Origin of the sequence: Salipaludibacillus sp. CF4.18, assembly GCF_051262595.1 — a bacterium.
Classification (GTDB): domain Bacteria; phylum Bacillota; class Bacilli; order Bacillales; family Salisediminibacteriaceae; genus Salipaludibacillus; species Salipaludibacillus neizhouensis.
In genome coordinates this window covers 135,848-154,601 of record NZ_JBIMEV010000005.1, presented here as the reverse complement: position 1 = coordinate 154,601, position 18,754 = coordinate 135,848, and the positions used below count along the sequence as shown (strand labels likewise).

19 protein-coding genes are annotated in these 18,754 nt (G+C 37.3%); 5 read left to right on the top strand and 14 right to left on the bottom strand.

What is annotated here, in order from left to right; translation table 11 throughout:
- Window positions 1–16: 16 nt before the first annotated feature.
- A complete protein-coding gene (locus ACHABW_RS05645; RefSeq protein ID WP_435754444.1) occupies window positions 17–388 on the bottom strand; it encodes a hypothetical protein in 372 nt (123 codons plus the stop codon).
- A gap of 53 nt (window positions 389–441) precedes the next feature.
- Complete coding sequence (locus ACHABW_RS05640; RefSeq protein ID WP_435754443.1) at window positions 442–1,200, bottom strand: SDR family oxidoreductase; 759 nt, start codon at window positions 1,198–1,200, stop codon at window positions 442–444.
- A gap of 242 nt (window positions 1,201–1,442) precedes the next feature.
- On the opposite strand from ACHABW_RS05640, the gene ACHABW_RS05635 reads away from it, so the two are divergent.
- The gene (locus ACHABW_RS05635; RefSeq protein ID WP_110934857.1) at window positions 1,443–1,889 is read left to right on the top strand and encodes a universal stress protein; all 447 of its coding nucleotides are present in this window, start codon (window positions 1,443–1,445) and stop codon (window positions 1,887–1,889) included.
- 12 nt (window positions 1,890–1,901) lie between these two features.
- Window positions 1,902–2,213, top strand: a complete 312-nt coding sequence (locus ACHABW_RS05630; protein ID WP_435754442.1) for a hypothetical protein — start codon at window positions 1,902–1,904, stop codon at window positions 2,211–2,213.
- A gap of 77 nt (window positions 2,214–2,290) precedes the next feature.
- On the opposite strand, the gene ACHABW_RS05625 is transcribed toward ACHABW_RS05630, so the two are convergent.
- The 7 genes from ACHABW_RS05625 to sppA form a co-directional block, all read right to left on the bottom strand.
- Window positions 2,291–3,475 carry an acetate kinase gene (locus tag ACHABW_RS05625; protein WP_110934855.1) on the bottom strand — a complete coding sequence of 395 codons (1,185 nt, stop codon included), beginning with the start codon at window positions 3,473–3,475 and terminating at the stop codon, window positions 2,291–2,293.
- A gap of 273 nt (window positions 3,476–3,748) precedes the next feature.
- Window positions 3,749–4,765, bottom strand: a complete 1,017-nt coding sequence (locus ACHABW_RS05620) for a class I SAM-dependent methyltransferase (protein ID WP_435754441.1) — start codon at window positions 4,763–4,765, stop codon at window positions 3,749–3,751.
- A gap of 175 nt (window positions 4,766–4,940) precedes the next feature.
- Entirely contained in the window at window positions 4,941–5,441 is a 501-nt protein-coding gene (tpx, locus tag ACHABW_RS05615) for a thiol peroxidase (protein ID WP_110934853.1), read from the bottom strand.
- Window positions 5,442–5,533: 92 nt separating this feature from the next.
- Entirely contained in the window at window positions 5,534–6,007 is a 474-nt protein-coding gene (gene ytfJ / locus ACHABW_RS05610; RefSeq protein WP_435754440.1) for a GerW family sporulation protein, read from the bottom strand.
- Window positions 6,000–6,683, bottom strand: a complete 684-nt coding sequence (locus ACHABW_RS05605; RefSeq protein WP_435754439.1) for a DUF2953 domain-containing protein — start codon at window positions 6,681–6,683, stop codon at window positions 6,000–6,002. The genes ytfJ and ACHABW_RS05605 overlap by 8 nt, the downstream gene beginning before the upstream one ends.
- 70 nt (window positions 6,684–6,753) lie before the next feature.
- The gene (locus ACHABW_RS05600) at window positions 6,754–7,353 is read right to left on the bottom strand and encodes an RDD family protein (RefSeq protein WP_435754438.1); all 600 of its coding nucleotides are present in this window, start codon (window positions 7,351–7,353) and stop codon (window positions 6,754–6,756) included.
- Window positions 7,354–7,364: 11 nt separating this feature from the next.
- On the bottom strand, window positions 7,365–8,369 hold the full coding sequence (gene sppA, locus ACHABW_RS05595; protein WP_435754437.1) for a signal peptide peptidase SppA: 1,005 nt from the start codon (window positions 8,367–8,369) through the stop codon (window positions 7,365–7,367).
- A gap of 252 nt (window positions 8,370–8,621) precedes the next feature.
- On the opposite strand from sppA, the gene ACHABW_RS05590 reads away from it, so the two are divergent.
- Entirely contained in the window at window positions 8,622–9,419 is a 798-nt protein-coding gene (locus tag ACHABW_RS05590; RefSeq protein ID WP_435754436.1) for an NAD kinase, read from the top strand.
- A 174-nt stretch (window positions 9,420–9,593) separates the two neighbouring features.
- On the opposite strand, the gene ACHABW_RS05585 is transcribed toward ACHABW_RS05590, so the two are convergent.
- From ACHABW_RS05585 to ACHABW_RS05570, 4 genes are all read right to left on the bottom strand, one after another.
- Complete coding sequence (locus ACHABW_RS05585) at window positions 9,594–11,183, bottom strand: amidohydrolase (protein WP_435754435.1); 1,590 nt, start codon at window positions 11,181–11,183, stop codon at window positions 9,594–9,596.
- Between the two features lie 127 nt (window positions 11,184–11,310).
- Complete coding sequence (locus ACHABW_RS05580; RefSeq protein WP_110934846.1) at window positions 11,311–11,511, bottom strand: alpha/beta-type small acid-soluble spore protein; 201 nt, start codon at window positions 11,509–11,511, stop codon at window positions 11,311–11,313.
- A 135-nt stretch (window positions 11,512–11,646) separates the two neighbouring features.
- Window positions 11,647–12,855 carry a tRNA uracil 4-sulfurtransferase ThiI gene (gene thiI, locus ACHABW_RS05575; protein ID WP_435754434.1) on the bottom strand — a complete coding sequence of 403 codons (1,209 nt, stop codon included), beginning with the start codon at window positions 12,853–12,855 and terminating at the stop codon, window positions 11,647–11,649.
- Window positions 12,855–13,994 (bottom strand): cysteine desulfurase family protein, encoded by a 1,140-nt coding sequence (locus tag ACHABW_RS05570; protein ID WP_435754433.1) that lies wholly within the window; start codon window positions 13,992–13,994, stop codon window positions 12,855–12,857. Before ACHABW_RS05570 ends, thiI begins: the two co-directional genes overlap by 1 nt.
- A 212-nt stretch (window positions 13,995–14,206) precedes the next feature.
- On the opposite strand from ACHABW_RS05570, the gene brnQ reads away from it, so the two are divergent.
- Entirely contained in the window at window positions 14,207–15,544 is a 1,338-nt protein-coding gene (brnQ, locus tag ACHABW_RS05565; protein ID WP_435754432.1) for a branched-chain amino acid transport system II carrier protein, read from the top strand.
- Between the two features lie 404 nt (window positions 15,545–15,948).
- On the opposite strand, the gene ACHABW_RS05560 is transcribed toward brnQ, so the two are convergent.
- Window positions 15,949–17,655 carry a septation ring formation regulator EzrA gene (locus ACHABW_RS05560; RefSeq protein WP_435754431.1) on the bottom strand — a complete coding sequence of 569 codons (1,707 nt, stop codon included), beginning with the start codon at window positions 17,653–17,655 and terminating at the stop codon, window positions 15,949–15,951.
- A 284-nt stretch (window positions 17,656–17,939) separates the two neighbouring features.
- Here ACHABW_RS05560 and hisJ point away from each other — a divergent pair, with 284 nt between their 5' ends.
- Window positions 17,940–18,743, top strand: coding sequence for a histidinol-phosphatase HisJ (hisJ, locus tag ACHABW_RS05555; RefSeq protein ID WP_435754430.1), 804 nt, complete (start codon window positions 17,940–17,942; stop codon window positions 18,741–18,743).
- The last annotated feature ends 11 nt before the right edge of the window (window positions 18,744–18,754 follow it).

Sequence of the window (18,754 nt, the reverse complement as noted above, 5' to 3'; positions counted from 1 at the left end):
TCTTACAGTGCAGCTTTTATATTTGTTTTTTATCCCACAACCATGTTTGGAGACATTGGTTCATATCTTTTTTCTTTACCGTAATTCGATTCAAGCCAGCATACCTGTCCGAAAGTTGTTGAATCAATCGTTCCTTTAACTCTGGTTCAGACAAATCTATATATTGAAGAATTTCTTCGAATGACTTTTTGGCCTTATCGCCTCGGTAAATCGTATTTCCTTCTTCGTACTCAAATTGATCAGGGTTTTCATATTCCCATTCATACAATATATCGTCCGTCACAATTGTCACTTTTAACGTTTCATCTTGGAGCCAAGGATAATCCGCGTAAACAACGGAACTCAATCCCATACTCAAACAGATAAGAAGAATAACCTTCATCCACATTTTACAACACCTCTGGAATAGTATGTGGAAATAGATGGATAACCATTCGTAAATTATCTGAATTGATGAAGAACGTCAACTCCTCCAGTAACTTCCATGATTGTTCCTGTAATCATCCCTGATTTTGGATCACATAAAAATAAAACAGCTCTTGCAATATCTTCGCCTGTACCAGACCTTCCCACTGGTGTTTCTTCATCCAAAACAGCAGTAGATTGTTCAATTGTAGCTTCTTTCATATCCCCTGAAATCTTTCCCGGAGAAACCATGTTTGCTGTAATGCCATTTTCAGCCTCTTCAATAGAAATCGTTTTCGTTAAAGAAACTAACCCAACTTTTGAAGCAGCAAAACCTGACCTGTAAAGCCATCCCGGTGCATTACCTGCTTCCTGAAAACCATAGGTAATGATTCTTCCAAACTGTTGTTTTCTCATAATAGGTATCACAGCTTTCAATAAATGAAAAGCTGAATTTAGATTCCCATTCATCATTTGTTCCCATTCTTCGTCGTTATAATCAACAAGTTTTTTTCTTTCAAAAATATAAGGACCAGCATTAAGTATTAACACATCTATTCTTTCAAATTGTTGAAAAGCTTCGGTGACAAGTCTCTTTAAATCTTCTTTTTTTGTCACATCACCCTTTACAAATTGGACATAGTCACTATACTCTTTCCATTCTTGCTTTAGTTTTTCGATTGTTCCATTATCATTTCGGTAATTCACTGTTACAGAATACCCCTTCAGTAAAAACTCTTCTGTTACTTTTTTCCCAAGACCTTTCGTTCCTGCGGTGATTAATGCATGACGCATTCGTTCAACCTCATTTCTGCAGAAAATTTTCGAAGTTATTATTTTTCATCTGACTTCTCTTTTATATTATACTGATTTAAATATGTAAAAGAAAAATAAATAGACTCAAAAATATAAATGCCCTTCTATAAAAACGTCAACTATTAATGAATAAGTCTTTTCTATATTCGTTGTTTTAATCAAGATTTGTTATAATTAAGATGTACTAGTTCATCTTTACGATTATAGAAGGAGGTAGTTCTATGTCAGTAAAATACAATAAAATTTTAGTCGCTGTGGACGGTTCTTCAGAAGCTAAGCGTGCTTTTAAGAAAGCTTCATTGTTGGCAAAAGATCATCATGCAAAACTGTTTCTAACTCACATTGTTGATACCAGATCTTTCGCTTCCATCGAACATTATGACCAAACAGTTCTCTCAGAAGCCGAAAAATATGCAAAAGACATGCTCGAAGACTTTAAAAAAGAAGCGATATCTAATGGTGTAACTGATGTTACTATTGTGCTTGACTATGGTTCTCCTAAAGTAAAGATTGCTAAAGATGTAGCATCTAAATATGAAGTCGACCTTATTGTCACAGGAGCGACAGGCTTAAATGCAGTGGAACGATTCTTGATAGGCAGCGTATCCGAGCATATTACACGCCATGCTAAATGCGATGTTCTAATAGTTAGAACTGATTCTCAATAGTTGGAGGTCAGTATGGATGTAGAATTCACCTTTAACACTCGCCTCGGTATAAATCTACCGGACTTAAACAAAAGATGGGAAGATCTTGATATTACTGCACAAGGAGATATCTTGGCAAAGTGGGAGCAGTATCGCGGTAATATTCCAGATCGTATAAAAGAAATCGAAATGCAGATTAATGATTTACAAGATCAACTATATCGTGAATCTAATTTTACCCGCAGTTGCGAATTAAACAGCGATATTGCAGAATTGGCTTCTATTATTAATGACTTATGGATATGGTATCGAACTGGAGAAGAAGTACAGGTCTCACACTTCTAATACCCGAATGGGAAAAGACACTAAAAAGTTTAAATAACTTTTTAGTGTCTTTTTAATGTTTATACATCTAGTAATGACTAGCTTAATTCCATTGTATCTCTAGCGATCATAACTTCCTCATTCGTCGGAATAACCATTACCTTAACTGGAGAGTGAGGATAATTTAAAAATGCCTCTTTCCCTCTGATTTTATTTAATTTCGGATCCCAATAAATGCCCATAAACTCTAGACCTTCCATAACTTTAGCTCGAATCGTTTCGCTATTCTCACCAATTCCAGCTGTGAAAATAACAGCATCCAACCCGTGCATTCTTGCAGCATATGAGCCAATATATTTGTGAATACGGGACGTAAACACTTCTAGAGCTAATGTTGCACGATCGTCTCCTTCAATTGCGCGAAGCTCGATATCTCGAAGATCGCTCGAAAAACCAGACAAAGCCAACATTCCACTTTTTTTGTTAAGAACATCCATCACTTCTTCCGCTGATAGATTTGCTTTTTCCATAATATACGGAATCAGTGCCGGATCGATATTACCAGAACGTGTTCCCATCGTAACACCAGCAAGTGGGGTGAATCCCATGGATGTATCAATAGATTTACCGCCCTCAATTGCCGCAATACTTGCTCCATTACCCAGGTGACAAGAGATCAGTCGTAAGTTTTCCAGTGGTCTGCCGAGCATATCAGCCGCTCTTTCTGAGACATATTTGTGAGAAGTCCCGTGGAAACCATATTTACGAATCCCATATTTCTCGTAATACTCATAAGGAAGACTGTATAAGTATGACCCTTCTGGCATCGTCTGGTGAAATGCTGTATCAAAGACAGCCACTGACGGTATATTAGGCAATATTTTTTTGAATGCGCGTATCCCTACAAGATTGGCGGGATTATGCAGTGGTGCTAGCTCTGAAACATCTTCAATGCCTTTAATAACTTCTTCAGTGATGAGAACCGAATGATTAAACTTTTCTCCCCCATGCACTACTCGATGACCAATTCCACCGATTTCATCAAGGGAACCGATGATTTTATAGCTAATAAGCTTGTCCAATAAAATTTCTACTGCTTTTGAATGATCCTTGATTTCTAACGTTTGCTCTCGCTTATCCCCGTTTACCTCTATCATAAATACAGCATCATCAAGTCCAATTCGTTCTACAAGACCTTTTGTAATAATTTCTTCGCTAGGCATTTCCAGCAATTGAAACTTTAATGATGAGCTTCCAGCATTAATCGCAATTATTTTTGTCATGGAATTCGCTCCTTTATTCTAAATTACATGTAACACGTAGTATTTTCCCTAATTAGTTATTTATAATTATACGTACACCATAGACAATTAAACCATGCAAAAAGATAGATTGCAACCTCTGTTTCACCCATTATGAAAAACAGAACTATAACACAATATGGAACATAAAATACTGCTATGGTCAATTACCAAGGAGTCCCTTAACATCGAGCTGTACCTAAACAGCATTTAATTTGAGTAGTACATAGTACAGATAAATAAAATGTGAAATTTTTATGAATGATTCTTTTCAATTTTAAGATGATCATCCAGCCAAGCGGAAATTCTTTTCATCATATCGGCAAGTGCTGCTTCCTTCGAAAATGAGGGCAGTTCAGCCAAGAGTGCTTGTTTCGGTTCGGCCATTCCTTGTTTATTTTTTCTCAGTATTAAAATACTTTTCCCTGCCTCTTTGCTTTTGAACATCGTATCTGGTAATTGCATAAAGGAGTAAATGACAGCTTCTTTTTTAATGAACGAATGAAGCTTTTTAGATTGGTCCGTTTGAAAAATCTGATTAGGGACGATGAATACTAAAAAACCACCTTTTTTTACGCGTGTCATAGCTTGTTCAATTAATAAATGATGAACGTAAGAATGTCCTTTATCTGCAACTGTTTCAAATTTACTGGCTACCTGGTCATTAGGGTAATAACCAAGTGGTAAATCGGAAACAATTAAATCTACATCCTTGACAGTATCCGCATTAACACTATCATGATGAAACAAATCAACAGAATGCTTTTGTAAATTTGCGTTTACGTAAGCAATCCGTAGCAGTGTCTCATCAGGCTCAGCTCCGATGAAGTGTGTTTGCTTTTCAACCTGGTTCATTACCGAAGTCATAAGATTACCAGAACCAACAGCCGGGTCCATTAATACTGGTTTAATTGCCTCTGTGTCATAGCTCAATAATTTATTAACTAAGTAGCCAATGAACAGTCCAACAGCATCCGGAGTCATCGCATGATGAGGCTGAGTTGCCTCTTTCATCCCTTTTAGAGCAGCTAGTTGAACAGCCCGTCGGTACTCTTCAGGCGCCACATCCTGGCTATTGGGCAAACTTTTTAAAAGCAATTCCATTTCTTTACTGTTACTATCTGAAAGCTTTTGCACTGATTGACCTTGGAACATATTTTCACCCATATGGCCAAGTGCATCAATGTACAACAAATCTAATTCCTTCTTTAGTAATTCTGCCCCTTCATCAAGGACATTATATATTTTTTCTGTATTGGTAGTTGCTTCCACTATTGTCACTTCCTTTTTATCTGTTTCGTTGCATATCTAAGTATTGTACCGAATCAAATACTAATTGGCAAAACATAGGATGACAATCGTGTGTTTTTATACTCTATGGGGTCAGCCCCCCCATTTTTTACCATAAGAAAAGCACCATCTGTGGGAGAAGGTGCTTTTCGGAGTTTTATTTAGCTTGTTTAGCGGCTGCAAGGGCAGCATCATAATTAACATGGTTTGTCACTTCGGGAACATATTCCACATAAGTCACAGTATCTGAACTATCTACCACAAAAATAGAACGAGAAAGTAGACGAAGTTCTTCGATAGCAACACCAAACTTCTTACCGAAATCTAGGTCGCGGTGATCTGACAATGTTTGCACATTTTCAATTCCTTCAGCTGCACACCATCTTCTTTGTGCGAATGGTAAGTCAACACTTATCGTTAATACTTCTACGTTTCCAAGCTCTGCTGCCTCTTCATTGAATTTACGGGTTTGTGCTTCACACACTCCTGTATCAATAGATGGGACAACACTGATAAGGCGTACTTTCCCTTTGGAATCAGATAATTTCACCTCTGAAAGATCTGTAGCAAGTACTGTGAATTCTGGAGCTTTATCGCCTACAGAAAGTTGCTTTCCTGTAAGTGTTACTGGTTTCTCTTTAAATGTTACTGCTGCCATTTGTAGATCTCCTCCTATAATAATTTCTTATCACATAGTAAGAATACCACAAATACCCAGCACGTAAACAGAGCTACGATTCAGAAACTGTATTAACCGCCATATGGTTCTTCAGGTGGAGTTGTTGGAGGTGGTGGCGGTGGAGAACTCATTCCAGATTGCTGACCTGATGAAGATGAAGAAGGTTGCACCATCTGTTGAATTTTATCAATTACTTGTGGTGTAAATTCCATTAATTTTTCATAGAAATGGGCTTGGTGATTTAAATGAATCATTTTAACACCTTTTCCACTTACGACTAAAAATGCGATTGGAGTAATAGAAACACCACCACCACTACCTCCGCCAAATGGATGTTTATGTTCGGTTTCGGATCCCACAGTATGGTCTTGTATCACAAATTCACTACCACCAGCTGCAAAACCAAAGCCAACTTTAGATACCGGCAGGATAACACTTCCATCCGGCGTTTCTACCGGATCTCCAATAATTGTATTGACGTCCACCATATCCTTAAGATTTTCCATTGCTGTTTTCATTAATCCTTGAATTGGATGCTCAGACATGTATGTTCCTCCCTTTCGAATGTTTAAATTTAACCTTTCGTTTACCTTTTACCTTTCTTCTGTGCAAAAGTACCTTTATAACCGTAAGAATAGCATAACCCATCCTAAAGGAAACCATGCATTGAAATGAAGATGACAAATACAACTGATTAAAAAGCGGTTGCACTTGCATGTTTGGAGAAGACTTTAGCTTCATATATTTCGCCAGTATGCCTAGTATCCCCCCTTTCAAAGACCATACTACTCCACAAGCTGCACCTGTTTTATCCGCTTCTTCTAAACCAAATTTAGTATCCCAACTGAGGTTCGTTATTGAAATCTTTTTTAAAAACTTTTGCAAAATCTTATAAAAGCCAACCGTATTCCGTAAAAACTCACTAAATAACTCTAAATCATACATCAACTCAAAAATGGAAAACTTCTTTTTCTTATCTTCTCCATCCTCTTCTAATGCTCCGTCTGATTCTTTAAAAACAATAGAGGGGCTTTCCTTGTCTAAATCGATTGCGGGTATTTTCATCTTGTAACCTAGCCATCTGAAATAAAGAAAAAACCTTATTTCGCCATCAAAGTCTTTATTCTCAGTCTTTATCTTTGTTTCAATAGTAAGCTTCATAATACATACAAGAATCAGTAGCAAAAATACAATCCCAAGTACGGTTAAAGTTACATACATGGTTTTCCTCCTTCACGGTCCAACATCTTCCAACTTATTATGACCAAAACACGAAAAAAAAAACCTGACATTATGCCATGTCAGGTTTTAATTCATTATTTTTTTCACTTTTCTTTTGGATAATTGATTTAGTCTTCCGAGATTCCAACCCCACAAACGTTCTTCCAACCCTGTCATGAAGGCCTCTTTTCTCCGGAGAGAAAGCTACGATTAGATAAAGAACATTTGTAACTAGTAATGACTGATGAATATATCTTCCTACAACTTCTCGAAAAATGACGTCTAACCATGTCATTTCTAGATGATCGTAAGAATAAACTTTTAAACCAAACACCATTTTGCCTAAAGTTTGACCGAGCAATTTTGTCATTACTGTAAAATATCCAAAACTGATGAGCGTGCTAACAATTCCAACAATAGTGAAAGTACCTATCGAGAATTCAGCGACATCACCCAGTAAATAAACAGGAGCGATTACAATTCCATTTAAACTAACAACAACTAAAAGATCAAATAGATAAGCCCAGGCACGGATCCAAAATCCAGCTATTGGTATTTCAATTGTGTTGAGTACACCAGTATCTTCTGAAAGAGTATCACTAGTTGTCAATCCCACTTCTTGGTCGTTTCTGTTCGTCCCTCTTACTTCATTACCTTCTTCTTCACTCATGTTCCTTCACCTCAATCTGTATATAAGAATTTTAATTGAGGTCCTTGGTTTTGTTGAAGAAACCCTTTAACCTCTGATAGCTGTTGGTTCGAAATCATTTCTTGAATCGTCACCCCTAGAAAGGAAGGAAATCCAAGGTCTGCCTCGTACTCTACAACACTTAATTGACCGCGCCCAATATCTGCTATTAACTCTTCAATCGTGTCATCTAAATGACCAACTCCGTCAATTAAGCCTAGATCCAACGCTTGAGATCCCGTGTAAACACGCCCATCCGCTAATTCATAGACTTCATCTCTGTCAAGATCTCTCCCATTTTCAATCACATCTACAAATTGCTCATAAGCCTCATCAACAAGTGCTTGAAGAATATCACGTTCGGCATCCGTCATATCACGAGTGGAAGACATAATATCTTTAAATTCCCCACTTTTGATCACTTCCGTTTTTACTCCCCACTCTTCCGCCAGTTCCCCATAATTTATCGATTGCATGATAACCCCTAACGATCCAGTGAGAGTTTGTGCATTTGCCATTATCTTTTCTGCAGGGGCGGCAACGTAATAACCACCACTTGCAGCCGTTCCAGCCATGGATACATAGACAGGTTTTCCAAACTCCTCTTGGACTTCCAGTACCTTATCATGAATTTCATCGCTTTCAACAACTCCACCACCGGGTGTATTTACACGTAAAATAATACCATGTACATCAGAGTCTTCAGCAGCATGGTCAAATTGCTCCAATAACAACTTATGATCGTAGCCAGCTGCTAACAGCCCACCAGATGGTTCACTTTGAATGACACCACTTAAATGAATAACAGCAATTTTCCCTGTACCATCACCTTCTTCTAAAATATTTTCATGAAAATTTTCTCCGCTTCCACCAAAAAAACTACCGACTCCTGTTGCCATTTCATTTTCCTCAGATCCATTACCTATTATACCTGCAGCGATCGATACTAAAAATAATGCAGCTGCCACTCCTAGCGCGATCCATCTTTTTCCGTACATTTTAAATCCTCCTCTATTCCACTAACCTCTTTTTTCGTTTCTAGTATTCCTTGATGTTTAAAGCAAACTCCATTATTCTACTTACTTAATAAAAATCGGCATAGCCGTCTTTTATTAAATACTTTCTTATCTCTTTATAAAAGCTTTGCAGCATTATGTAATTTTCCGCCGCAAAACTGTATTGCAAGCTTTATTATCCGCTTTCATTTATGATAAGATAAACATATTTACTGAAAAGGAGAGTTTAAAACTATGCCAGAACGTAAAAATGCTTATTTATATTACACACCTACTCAAGAACTTGAATCAAAAGTTGAAGTTATCCGTGATATCGGTCGCAAGTACGGATTTCACTTGGTGGAGGATCCAAAAGATGCAAATATAATTATTAGTTTTGGTGGTGATGGAACCTTCCTTCAATCAATCCGTAAAACTAACTTCCGTGATGATTGTCTCTACATTGGCGTAAATGATGGGAAACTAGGTTTTTACACAGACTTTAGCACGGATGATTTGGAAAAAATCGAATTAGGTCTGCAATCAGATATGATTGAAGTACTTAAATATCCAACTTTAGAAGTCACCGTTGATGGAAGGCAAACCTTCCGTTGCTTAAATGAGTTGTCCATTCGTTCTCAAATTATCAAGACATTTGCACTCGATGTATTTATTGATGGGATATATTTAGAAACTTTCCGCGGTGATGGATTGGTAGTGTCTACCCCTACCGGTAGTACTGCTTATAATAAATCTCTTAGTGGCGCAATCGTCGATCCTAAGCTGAAATCAATGCAACTAACCGAGATTGCTTCCCTGAACAATAATCAATACAGGACATTAGGTTCACCACTTATTCTAAGTCATGAGCGTGAATTAGTATTGAAAATAATCCAAGATGGCAACGATCACCCGATTATCGGAGCTGACAATGAAGCACTAAGCATTCAACATTCAAAAGAAATTCGCATAAAAGTATCCGAAACACCAATCAAAACATTACGTATGAAAGACAATTTGTTTTTCCATAAATTAAAAAGAAGCTTTCTATAATACAGCAAACCAAGTAAAAAAGTCAGCTAGTTTCTTCATAAATATAGGATGCGATCATTCGCGCTGCCCTCCGCTTTGAGAAGCCCTCTCAAAGCGGTTTTCAATTAAATCAAGCGATGATTCATAACATTAACATTCCGTGTCTCAAAGAAGTTTTTCGATCTTTTGAGACACCTATTTTTCATACATCACGCTATTATCCACTATCGTTTTTTCTACTGTCACGTTCAGCCATTCATCAGGACTCAACTCAAATAAATCTTCCGTGAGTACCGTGAAATCAGCTGTGTATCCAGGGGCTATAATTCCCCTTTCTTCTTCCCTACCAATTGCTTGAGCACTTCCTTTAGTAAACAATTGCAGTGCTTCAAACAACGACAACTTCTCTTTTTCACTATATCCTTTATGATTTTCATATGGTTTTCGCCTAGTTACTGCAGCGTGTAATCCTAATAAAGGATTTATTGGTTCTATCGGAGCATCAGATCCACCGGCACAAATTAAATGATGATTGAGTAATGTTTTCCATGCAAACGCATCCTCTAATCTTTTCTGACCTAACCTCTCCTCTACCCATGGGAAATCCGATGCCACAAATCGCGGTTGAATATCAAGAACGACTGGTAGCTCTTGGAGACGAGTTAAAAGTTCTTTTCTTGTTACTTGCAAATGAATTAATCGATCTCTTTTCCCAAGTAAAACCGGATATTTTTCCAAAGCATCGATCGCATACTCCAATGATAAATCCCCAATTGTATGAATTGCCACTGGCATCTTTAGTTCTCTAGCATGTTTTACAATGAGCTCTAATCCCTCTTTTGTATGAATCGCCATTCCATTTGTAGAAGGATCATCACTATAGGCTTCACTCAATAATGCAGTTCTCCCACCTAAAGCACCGTCCGTAAAAATCTTAATAGAACCTAATTCTACATATGGGTGAGAAAGTCGATCTTCTGATTGTTCAATAATTTCATCTGCCACTTCATGGTGGACCAACAAATTCGCACGGAATTTCGTTTTTTCGCCATCGATCACTCGATAAAAAGTTTCCAACGTCTGTGTTGCATCTCCGTAATAGTTTAAATCTTCCGAGTGTCCGCCTGTATACCCATTACGAAATAAATCGTTCAAAGATGTTCTTAGAGCCTTTTCTATATAATTAAAACCTTCTTCGGGAATTAAATTCTTTATTAGTTCTTGAGCCTGATCATGCATATAACCTGTGGGTATACCCTTATCGTCTCGCTCAACGAGTCCTCCAGGCGGATCAATCGTTTGTCCATTTACCTCCGCAAGCTGAAGACCTAAGGAATTAGTTACAAGAGCGTGTCGACACACTCTTGTAATCATAATAGGATGATTTATTGAAACCTCATCGAGTATATAACGATCCGGCACTGTATGTTCCTGATAAAGGTTTTCATTAAAGCCTTCAGCTAACAACCATTCTCCCTCGCTGACCGATTCAAGTGCGGAACCTAATACGCTTTTTAATTCCTGAATGCTAGACACTTCTGATACATCCAATTTCAGTAACTTTTCACCATGTCCTATCATATGTAAATGACTATCAACAAAACCAGGATACATCGTAGCCCCTTGAAGGTTTATTTCCTCGGAAATAGTTTCTTGGAAGTCACGCCTTAAAACATCGTAGTCTCCAACATTTATCACCTTCCCATTTCTAACATAAACTGCTTCTTCGACATCCGTCTCGTTTATTAGTGTACGAATCTTACCACCATGCCATAATGTTCCCATAGGTGCGTCTTCCTTTCAATCTGTCTTGCAATATTTAGTTCACTTCTATGAATCATCATACAGAAAAATGGAAGGAAAATCAAAAGAAAGGGCATCCCTTTAGGATACCCTTAGCCTAGTTTTAATTTTAGCGAGATCCACCCATTTGTTGTTCAGCCATTTGAACTAACCTTTTTGTGATTTCTCCACCCACAGAACCGTTTGCACGGGAAGTTGCATCCCCTCCAAGGTTAACACCGAATTCCTGAGCGATTTCATATTTCATTTGATCTAAAGCTTGTTGGACACCAGGGACTACTAGTTGATTGGAACTATTATTGTTCGCCATGTTCTCTCACCTCCCTTGTACACATAGAATGCGCTACAAGGTGAAAAGTGATTCAAGAAAAACTATGGGGATATCTCCAAAAATAGGATAATCATTTAACTGATTTGTGATGGATTGAATGTTATTAAAATTCCACTAAAACAACTGCTCAAAATCCGGCTGTGAAGCTTCTCCTAATTTAAGATCAACAGTTGTTATTCCATCAATTGCTTGTTGGACCATGTCATCAATTTCAAGCCAGTGTTCATACCGTTCTGACTTTTCTCTAGTCGGTCTCGTTTTCGATTCGGTAGGAAGAAATATCGTACAACAGTCTTCATAAGGGAGAATGGATAAATCATAGGTACCAATAGCCTTGGCATAATCAATTACTTCTAGTTTATCCATCGTAATTAATGGGCGTAAAATCGGCAAATTGGTTACCTCATTGATTGTATGCATACTCTCTAAAGTTTGACTGGCAACCTGACCCAAACTTTCTCCATTCACGATCCCTTTTGCTTTTCTTTCTTCAGCAAGTACAGCCGCAATTCGTAACATAAATCTTCTCGTTACTGTCATTTCATAGTTATCTGGAATCTGCTTATGGATTTTCGTCTGAATATCAGTAAACGGTACAATATGGAGCTTGATATCCCCACCATATTGCGTTAGTACTTTTGCAATGTCTTCCACCTTTTGCCGGGCTCGATCATTTGTATACGGTGGACTATGAAAATGAATCGCTTCAATAGTGACTCCTCGTTTGAGGGCCAAATACCCCGCCACCGGGCTATCGATCCCTCCAGACAACATTAGCATAACTTTTCCGCTTGTGCCTACAGGTAATCCTCCAGCCCCACGAACAGATTTACAGGTAATGTATGCTGCCTCCTGTCTAATTTCCACTTTTAGTTCTACTTCAGGCTGATGAACATCTACGGTAAGATCTTGCATATTACGTAAAATATGTCCTCCAACAACCTTATTCATGTCCTGAGATCCGATTGGGAAATCTTTATTTACACGTCTCACTGTCACTTTAAAAGAGCCACTCCCAGATGGAAGTGCATCCTTCATTGCCCAAAGTGCTCCATCGACAATATTCGTTTCAGTCAACGATAACTTTAGTGCTGGACTAAATGAATAAACGCCAAAAACACCTTTCAGTTTTTCTGATACAGCTTTTTCATCTTCTCCATGCAATTCTACAAACATTCTTCCAAAAGACCGATTTGTTTTTACGTTCGGAAAGGTAATCAATGCTTGTTTAATGTTTTGCTCTAATTTCGACTCGAATTTCTTTCGATTCTTTCCCTTTAAGGAAAGCTCAGCGTATCGAATTAAAATATGTTCATAATTCATTATTTTTTCACAACCTTTTTCATCGAAATCACAACTTCTTTGAAAATATCCATAAATTCAATTGCTTCTTCCATCGTATTTTCAAAAGAGAAAGACAATCTAATTGCTGATGAAGAACGCTCTTTGTTATAACCACTCGAAATTAACACTCGACTAGGCTCATTTTTCTTGGAAGAACAGGCAGATTTAGTGGAAATATACACTTCTTTTTCCGCCAAGGCTTGCACAATCACTTCTGGTTTTAGATGAGGAACGGAGATATTTAAAATATGCGGCGCCCTTTTTTTAGGGGAGTTAACAAAAACTCCTTCTATTTTTTCACACTCCTGTTCTATCCAACGGGAAATTTCCTCTACCATAAAAATTTTTGTTTTTTGTTGGTCCAGCGCCAGTCTTAATGCTTTCGTCATTGCCACTACCCCAGCAACATTTTCTGTTCCTGGTCTAATGCCTTGTTCTTGACTCCCACCAGTAAAGAGCGAGTCTATCTTCAAACCTTTGCGAACATATAAAATTCCATTGCCATTTAGGCCATGAAATTTATGAGCTGACATTGTGCATAAATCAACGATACCTTTTAAAGGGAGCGTAACCTTTGCTATTCCTTGCACGTTATCTACATGAAAATTTATTCGCGGATATGTCTTTAATAACTGACCAATTTCTTCGATTGGTTGAATCGACCCGATTTCGTTATTGACATGTATCAGTGAGACTAGAATCGTATGATCAGTAATAGCTTCCTCCACTTGTGACTTTAAAATTACCCCATGTTCATTTGGCAACAAATACGTAACGCGAAATCCTTCTTTTTCTAATTTTTTGCATGCATCATACGTAGCTGAATGTTCAATTGTAGAAGTTATAATATGATTTCCTCTATCACGATATTGTGAGGCGATACCCTTTATTGAGATATTATTTCCTTCTGTTCCTCCAGAAGTAAAGACTATTTCCTGAGGCTCTACTTCAAGGCTCTCTGCGACCTTTTGTCGCGCTGAATGGAGTAATTGTTCAACCTCTTTTCCTAATGGATGAAGAGAAGAGGGATTGGCAAAATAAGTACGTGCTACAGTAGAAAAAGTGTCTACAACTTCTGGATACGGCCGAGTCGTTGCACTGTTATCAAAATATATCATTTGGTGAACTCCTTTTGTTTTTCCGGTTTGCTTCTGCTCAACAAAGAATCATAGCATACTTTAAGCATAATGAACAACGAATATTTCAACATTTTAAAACTTTTTTAAACGAGGAAGAAATTATTTGTTCTACCTACTTCTATTTGTGATAAAATTTCCCTTGTTATTATTTAACTCACTACAATCTTGAATATTTACTGGAGGTACATGACATGATTAAAACTCAACCTTACACATATAAAGACACTATGATCATTGGGTTAATGATGTTTGCACTTTTCCTGGGTGCTGGCAATTTGATTTTCCCACCATTATTGGGACAAGAAGCTGGCACTTCGGTTTGGTCGGCGGTCGCTGGTTTTCTTGTTACAGGCGTTGGCCTTCCCATCCTTGCTATCATTGCAATTGCAAAATCGGGTGGTGACTTGCAACAAATCTCTGGCCGAGTCGGCAAAATATTTGGACTTATTTTCCCTTTTATCGTCTATTTAGCTATCGGACCTCTTTTTGGTATTCCCAGAACAGGCTCTGTTGCCTTTGAAATTGGAATATTACCTTATTTAGATGAGGGGATGACAACTTTCCCCCTGTTTATTTTCACTATTATTTTTTTAGGGATAAGCTATTGGCTGAGTTTGAATCCCTCAAAGCTTGTACCACGAATCGGTAAAGTCTTGACTCCCATTTTAGTGATAACTTTACTGACGTTAACTGTAGCAGGAATTGTTTCACCGATTGGATTTGCACTAGATCCTATTAATGAATATACGAATGTTGCTTTTTTCACCGGCTTTCAAGAAGGGTTTTTTACCATGGATGCAATTGGTGCACTAGTCTTCGGTACAATTGTCATCACCCGTATGAAAGAACGTGGATTATCAGATAGAAAAAGGTTAATTCACCATTCCGTGCAAGTAGCCTTTATCGCTGGGGTTGGTCTAGTTTTCGTTTATATTTCTTTAGCTTATCTTGGTTCGACAAGTGTCTCGATCCTCGGTTATCAAGAAAATGGAGGGCTTGCTCTAACCAGTATTTCACGGTCGTTACTTGGTTCTACTGGGTTAGTTCTCTTATCATTAATTATTACGATTGCTTGTTTAACTACTGCTGTAGGGTTAATCTCAGCATTCGGAGAGTATATCTCTAAAACCATACCTTCCATTCCATATGTCGTCTCAACAGGTTGTGTGGCCCTCTTTAGTCTAATTATGGCTAATATGGGACTGACACAACTTATTCAATTTTCTCTGCCTATATTAATAATCATTTATCCCATCGCTATTGTATTAATTATCCTAACACTATTAGATACTTTTTTTCATGGCAGAAAAGAGGTTTATGCAGGAGCAGTTTTCGGAACAGCAATTATCAGCATTTCAGATGGTCTGATTGCCGGTGGAGTAATGACAGAGGACAAGATAAATTTTTTATCCTTTTTTCCCTTTACAGAACAGGGATTGGCTTGGATTCTACCTGCTATTCTAGGTGCAGCTATTGGTTTTATTTACTCCGGAATCTTTCAACCAGCGCCATCTAAGAAAATAAACTAAGTCAGTAAGAAAACGGCCTAGCCGTCTTTTATTCAATACGGCATGAGCTTTCGCCCCTTGATTTACCAAGCGTAAAGGTAGATGTCAACTTATACTTTTTAACCTTGCAAAAAGCCGGTATATTGAGAGATTCCTCAATGTACCGGCTTTTGTCCTTCACTCGCTATTTCTTTCTTCTTCTAATGCGTCTAGTATAACATCTACGGATATGACACCGTTAGAAGTCAAATCGTTAAAATCTCCTGGTAAAATTCCTTTTTCATTAATAGGTATAGCTTCGGTCAACCATTTTTCCGAGTCTTTGATTTTTATTTCTGAAGTATTTGAAGTAAATGCAAGTTGTTTCTCAGAACGTTTATGATTAGAGTACTCGTTTCATGTATCCTTTTTTCATAAAAGCCCCCCTAATAATAAGACACCTGAAGCTTTTCCAGTTCTTGAACTTTCTCTAAAACCTTCGGATCGACTAATTCCACACCTTCTAAAGCAAATTCAAGCGACTCCTCGTACAAATAATGCCGAAAGCGGTCCTCCGCCTGTAATAGCTTAATATTGACGTGATCATACTCACTGCGATATCTGTTCCCATACTGAATGACAAGTTCAGCCTTCTTTGCTTTCTTAATGGTCTGATCTAAGTTTTCTAGACACGAATCAATATGTTTTTTAGCTTCTTCCACATGTTTATTAACATTCTGAATGGAAATTGGAATCTGGTCTAAACTCTCTAATGCTTTATTTAATATTTCTTCCGCTTCATCCAATTGCATCAGCAGTAACTCTGGAACTCCAGGAATATTACTTTGCTTCAATCGTTTCTGCCCTTGAGTCAAATCCGTTTGCATTTGACGAATTGTTTCTTCTGCTTTTCGTTCATCACTTCGCAAGTGTTGAAAGTTATCATGCATTTCTTTCACTTCACTTTCGACATTATCAAGTTCAATCTTAAAATCCTGTGTCATACTTCTCAATGTTGTGAAGGACTGTTTCTTTTCCTCCATAGCATCTTCAATTACAGAGAGTTGATTAAAAAGTTCTTTAATATTTTTCTCTATTTTAATTTGCTGTTTGTCATCATCTTCTGTTAATTGATAGTTTAATTTCAATGTTTCAATTTCAGCGCTTAGTGATTGATAGGATTGTGGTAGCTTTGAAAGATGTTCTCTTAATACTTGTAATTCTTTCTCAACAAAGTTTTTAGATAACACCTCGTGTTCAAGTTTTTCGTAGATATCGTTTATTTCACTATCTGTAGTTTCTATCGGCTCTTTTACTTCTTCAAGATTTAAACTCTCCACTAAAGGTAAAAGAACAATCAATCGCCGTTTCATCTCATTTACTTGTAGTTGATATGAAAAATGATGAAGGGAGTAACCTTCCTTCTCCATCTCGGTAAAACCTTTTTCCAAGTCCTCTAATTGCTTAGGAATTTCTTTCTCTATTCTTACTAGATATTGAGGGACTTCCACCATCACATCTTGGTATTCCTTTAAAAGCTCGGACATTTTCAAAAGTAGTTGACGCGCTTGAAAATAATTACCTTTTTCTGTTTCCTCGTCAAAGCTTTCAAACATTAGTTGGATTTCTTTCAACTTTTGATCAAAAGTTGATGCCGCTTGACCCAAGGTTCCTTTTTGTACCCACAATTTCTTCTTTGTTTCGTGAAATAGGTCCTTCACACCATCTATATCTTTACGGTTTTGCTCTTCACTATGTATTAATTGATCTACTTCCTGAACCATTTCTTTCATTTGCTGCTGGACAGCATCAAGTTCAGTATCTACAAATCTAACATATTGCTTTGCTTTAAAAAATCTGTACTTGTTAGCCAACTCTTCAATATCAAACAGCTTTTCTTCCATATCCGGAAGTTGGATCGTTACAATATTATCCCACTCTTCCCGCCATTGTCCAAAGCGCTCTTCCGTTTCACCGGACATCCTTAACCCTTTAATTCTCGAAAGCTCTTCCGTTATTGGTTCATTCATCATCTTCATCTTTTTATTCTCTAATCGGTCTACTTCTTTATATAATTTTTTTCGCGACCAAGCCCCATAAATAATTATAATTAAAAATAGAAGAATAGAGCCATAAATGACATACATAAACATATGAGGCCTCCTCCAACGCATTTTCATGAAAATATTCATAAAATTATGATATAATATATCCTAATCGTAAAATCGACAAACTATTAACCTAGCTATTTATTTCACTATATTTACTTACTTAATTATCTTTTTTTACATTTTTCTTCAGGTTCTACATATACTTATCCCTATCATATCACGTAATAAGATAATTTTGTCGAAATAATTTCTATTTTTCCCAAAAGAAATGTCACTCACTTCTTTCGAATATTAATTTTTAAAAAGCTAAAAGGAGACATTTAATTATGATAAGAAGAGATGGTCATATTCACACCCCTTTTTGTCCCCATGGGTCAAAAGATATGTTTAGCAGCTATATTGAACAAGCTATTAAACAAGGATTTTCAACCATATCATTCACAGAACACGCGCCTTTACCACGGGGTTTTTCAGATCCAGTTCCTGATAAGGACAGTGGATTAGCCCTTGATTTATTACCTCAATACATAGAAGCATGTAACGAAATGAAGCAGGAATATAGCCAGCACATTACTATCTACACGGGATTGGAAGTAGATTATATAGAGGGTTTTGAGCAAGAAACACGAGAATTTTTAGATGAGTGGGGACCTTTTATTGATGATTCGATTTTATCTCTTCACTTTCTTCAGACAACAGAAGGCCACTATACTTGTATGGACTTTTCACCTGAGAGCTTTGAATTTTTAATTAAAAAATGCGACACAGTAGAAGATGTTTATAAACTGTATTATTTATGTTTGCTCCGATCTATTCGATGGGATCTCGGACCTTTCAAGCCTAAACGCTTAGGACATATGACTTTGGTAAGGAAATTCCAAAAACTTTTCCCTACAAACTTTGATGACAGTAACTATATCAATCTCGTGTTACGTAGTATGAAAGAACATAACATGTCACTAGACGTAAACGCTGCCGGGCTTGTTAAACAACATTGTATGGAGGTCTATCCCCCTATTGAAGTCTTGTTGCGTGCTAAACAGTTAGGCATCCAATGTGTATACGGCTCAGATTCACACCAAGCTAAACAAATTGGAATTGGAAAGGCTGAACTTGATAATTTTATTTAATTAGGAATGTG

Bases quoted from the DNA above. Each gene is read 5' to 3' on its own strand.
- ACHABW_RS05645 (WP_435754444.1), bottom strand. From the start codon at position 388: ATGTGGATGAAGGTTATTCTTCTTATCTGTTTGAGTATGGGATTGAGT.
- ACHABW_RS05640 (WP_435754443.1), bottom strand. From the start codon at position 1,200: ATGCGTCATGCATTAATCACCGCAGGAACGAAAGGTCTTGGGAAAAAA.
- ACHABW_RS05635 (WP_110934857.1), top strand. From the start codon at position 1,443: ATGTCAGTAAAATACAATAAAATTTTAGTCGCTGTGGACGGTTCTTCA.
- ACHABW_RS05630 (WP_435754442.1), top strand. From the start codon at position 1,902: ATGGATGTAGAATTCACCTTTAACACTCGCCTCGGTATAAATCTACCG.
- ACHABW_RS05625 (WP_110934855.1), bottom strand. From the start codon at position 3,475: ATGACAAAAATAATTGCGATTAATGCTGGAAGCTCATCATTAAAGTTT.
- tpx (WP_110934853.1), bottom strand. From the start codon at position 5,441: ATGGCAGCAGTAACATTTAAAGAGAAACCAGTAACACTTACAGGAAAG.
- ytfJ (WP_435754440.1), bottom strand. From the start codon at position 6,007: ATGTCTGAGCATCCAATTCAAGGATTAATGAAAACAGCAATGGAAAAT.
- ACHABW_RS05605 (WP_435754439.1), bottom strand. From the start codon at position 6,683: ATGTATGTAACTTTAACCGTACTTGGGATTGTATTTTTGCTACTGATT.
- ACHABW_RS05600 (WP_435754438.1), bottom strand. From the start codon at position 7,353: ATGAGTGAAGAAGAAGGTAATGAAGTAAGAGGGACGAACAGAAACGAC.
- sppA (WP_435754437.1), bottom strand. From the start codon at position 8,369: ATGTACGGAAAAAGATGGATCGCGCTAGGAGTGGCAGCTGCATTATTT.
- ACHABW_RS05590 (WP_435754436.1), top strand. From the start codon at position 8,622: ATGCCAGAACGTAAAAATGCTTATTTATATTACACACCTACTCAAGAA.
- ACHABW_RS05585 (WP_435754435.1), bottom strand. From the start codon at position 11,183: ATGGGAACATTATGGCATGGTGGTAAGATTCGTACACTAATAAACGAG.
- ACHABW_RS05580 (WP_110934846.1), bottom strand. From the start codon at position 11,511: ATGGCGAACAATAATAGTTCCAATCAACTAGTAGTCCCTGGTGTCCAA.
- thiI (WP_435754434.1), bottom strand. From the start codon at position 12,855: ATGAATTATGAACATATTTTAATTCGATACGCTGAGCTTTCCTTAAAG.
- ACHABW_RS05570 (WP_435754433.1), bottom strand. From the start codon at position 13,994: ATGATATATTTTGATAACAGTGCAACGACTCGGCCGTATCCAGAAGTT.
- brnQ (WP_435754432.1), top strand. From the start codon at position 14,207: ATGATTAAAACTCAACCTTACACATATAAAGACACTATGATCATTGGG.
- ACHABW_RS05560 (WP_435754431.1), bottom strand. From the start codon at position 17,655: ATGTTTATGTATGTCATTTATGGCTCTATTCTTCTATTTTTAATTATA.
- hisJ (WP_435754430.1), top strand. From the start codon at position 17,940: ATGATAAGAAGAGATGGTCATATTCACACCCCTTTTTGTCCCCATGGG.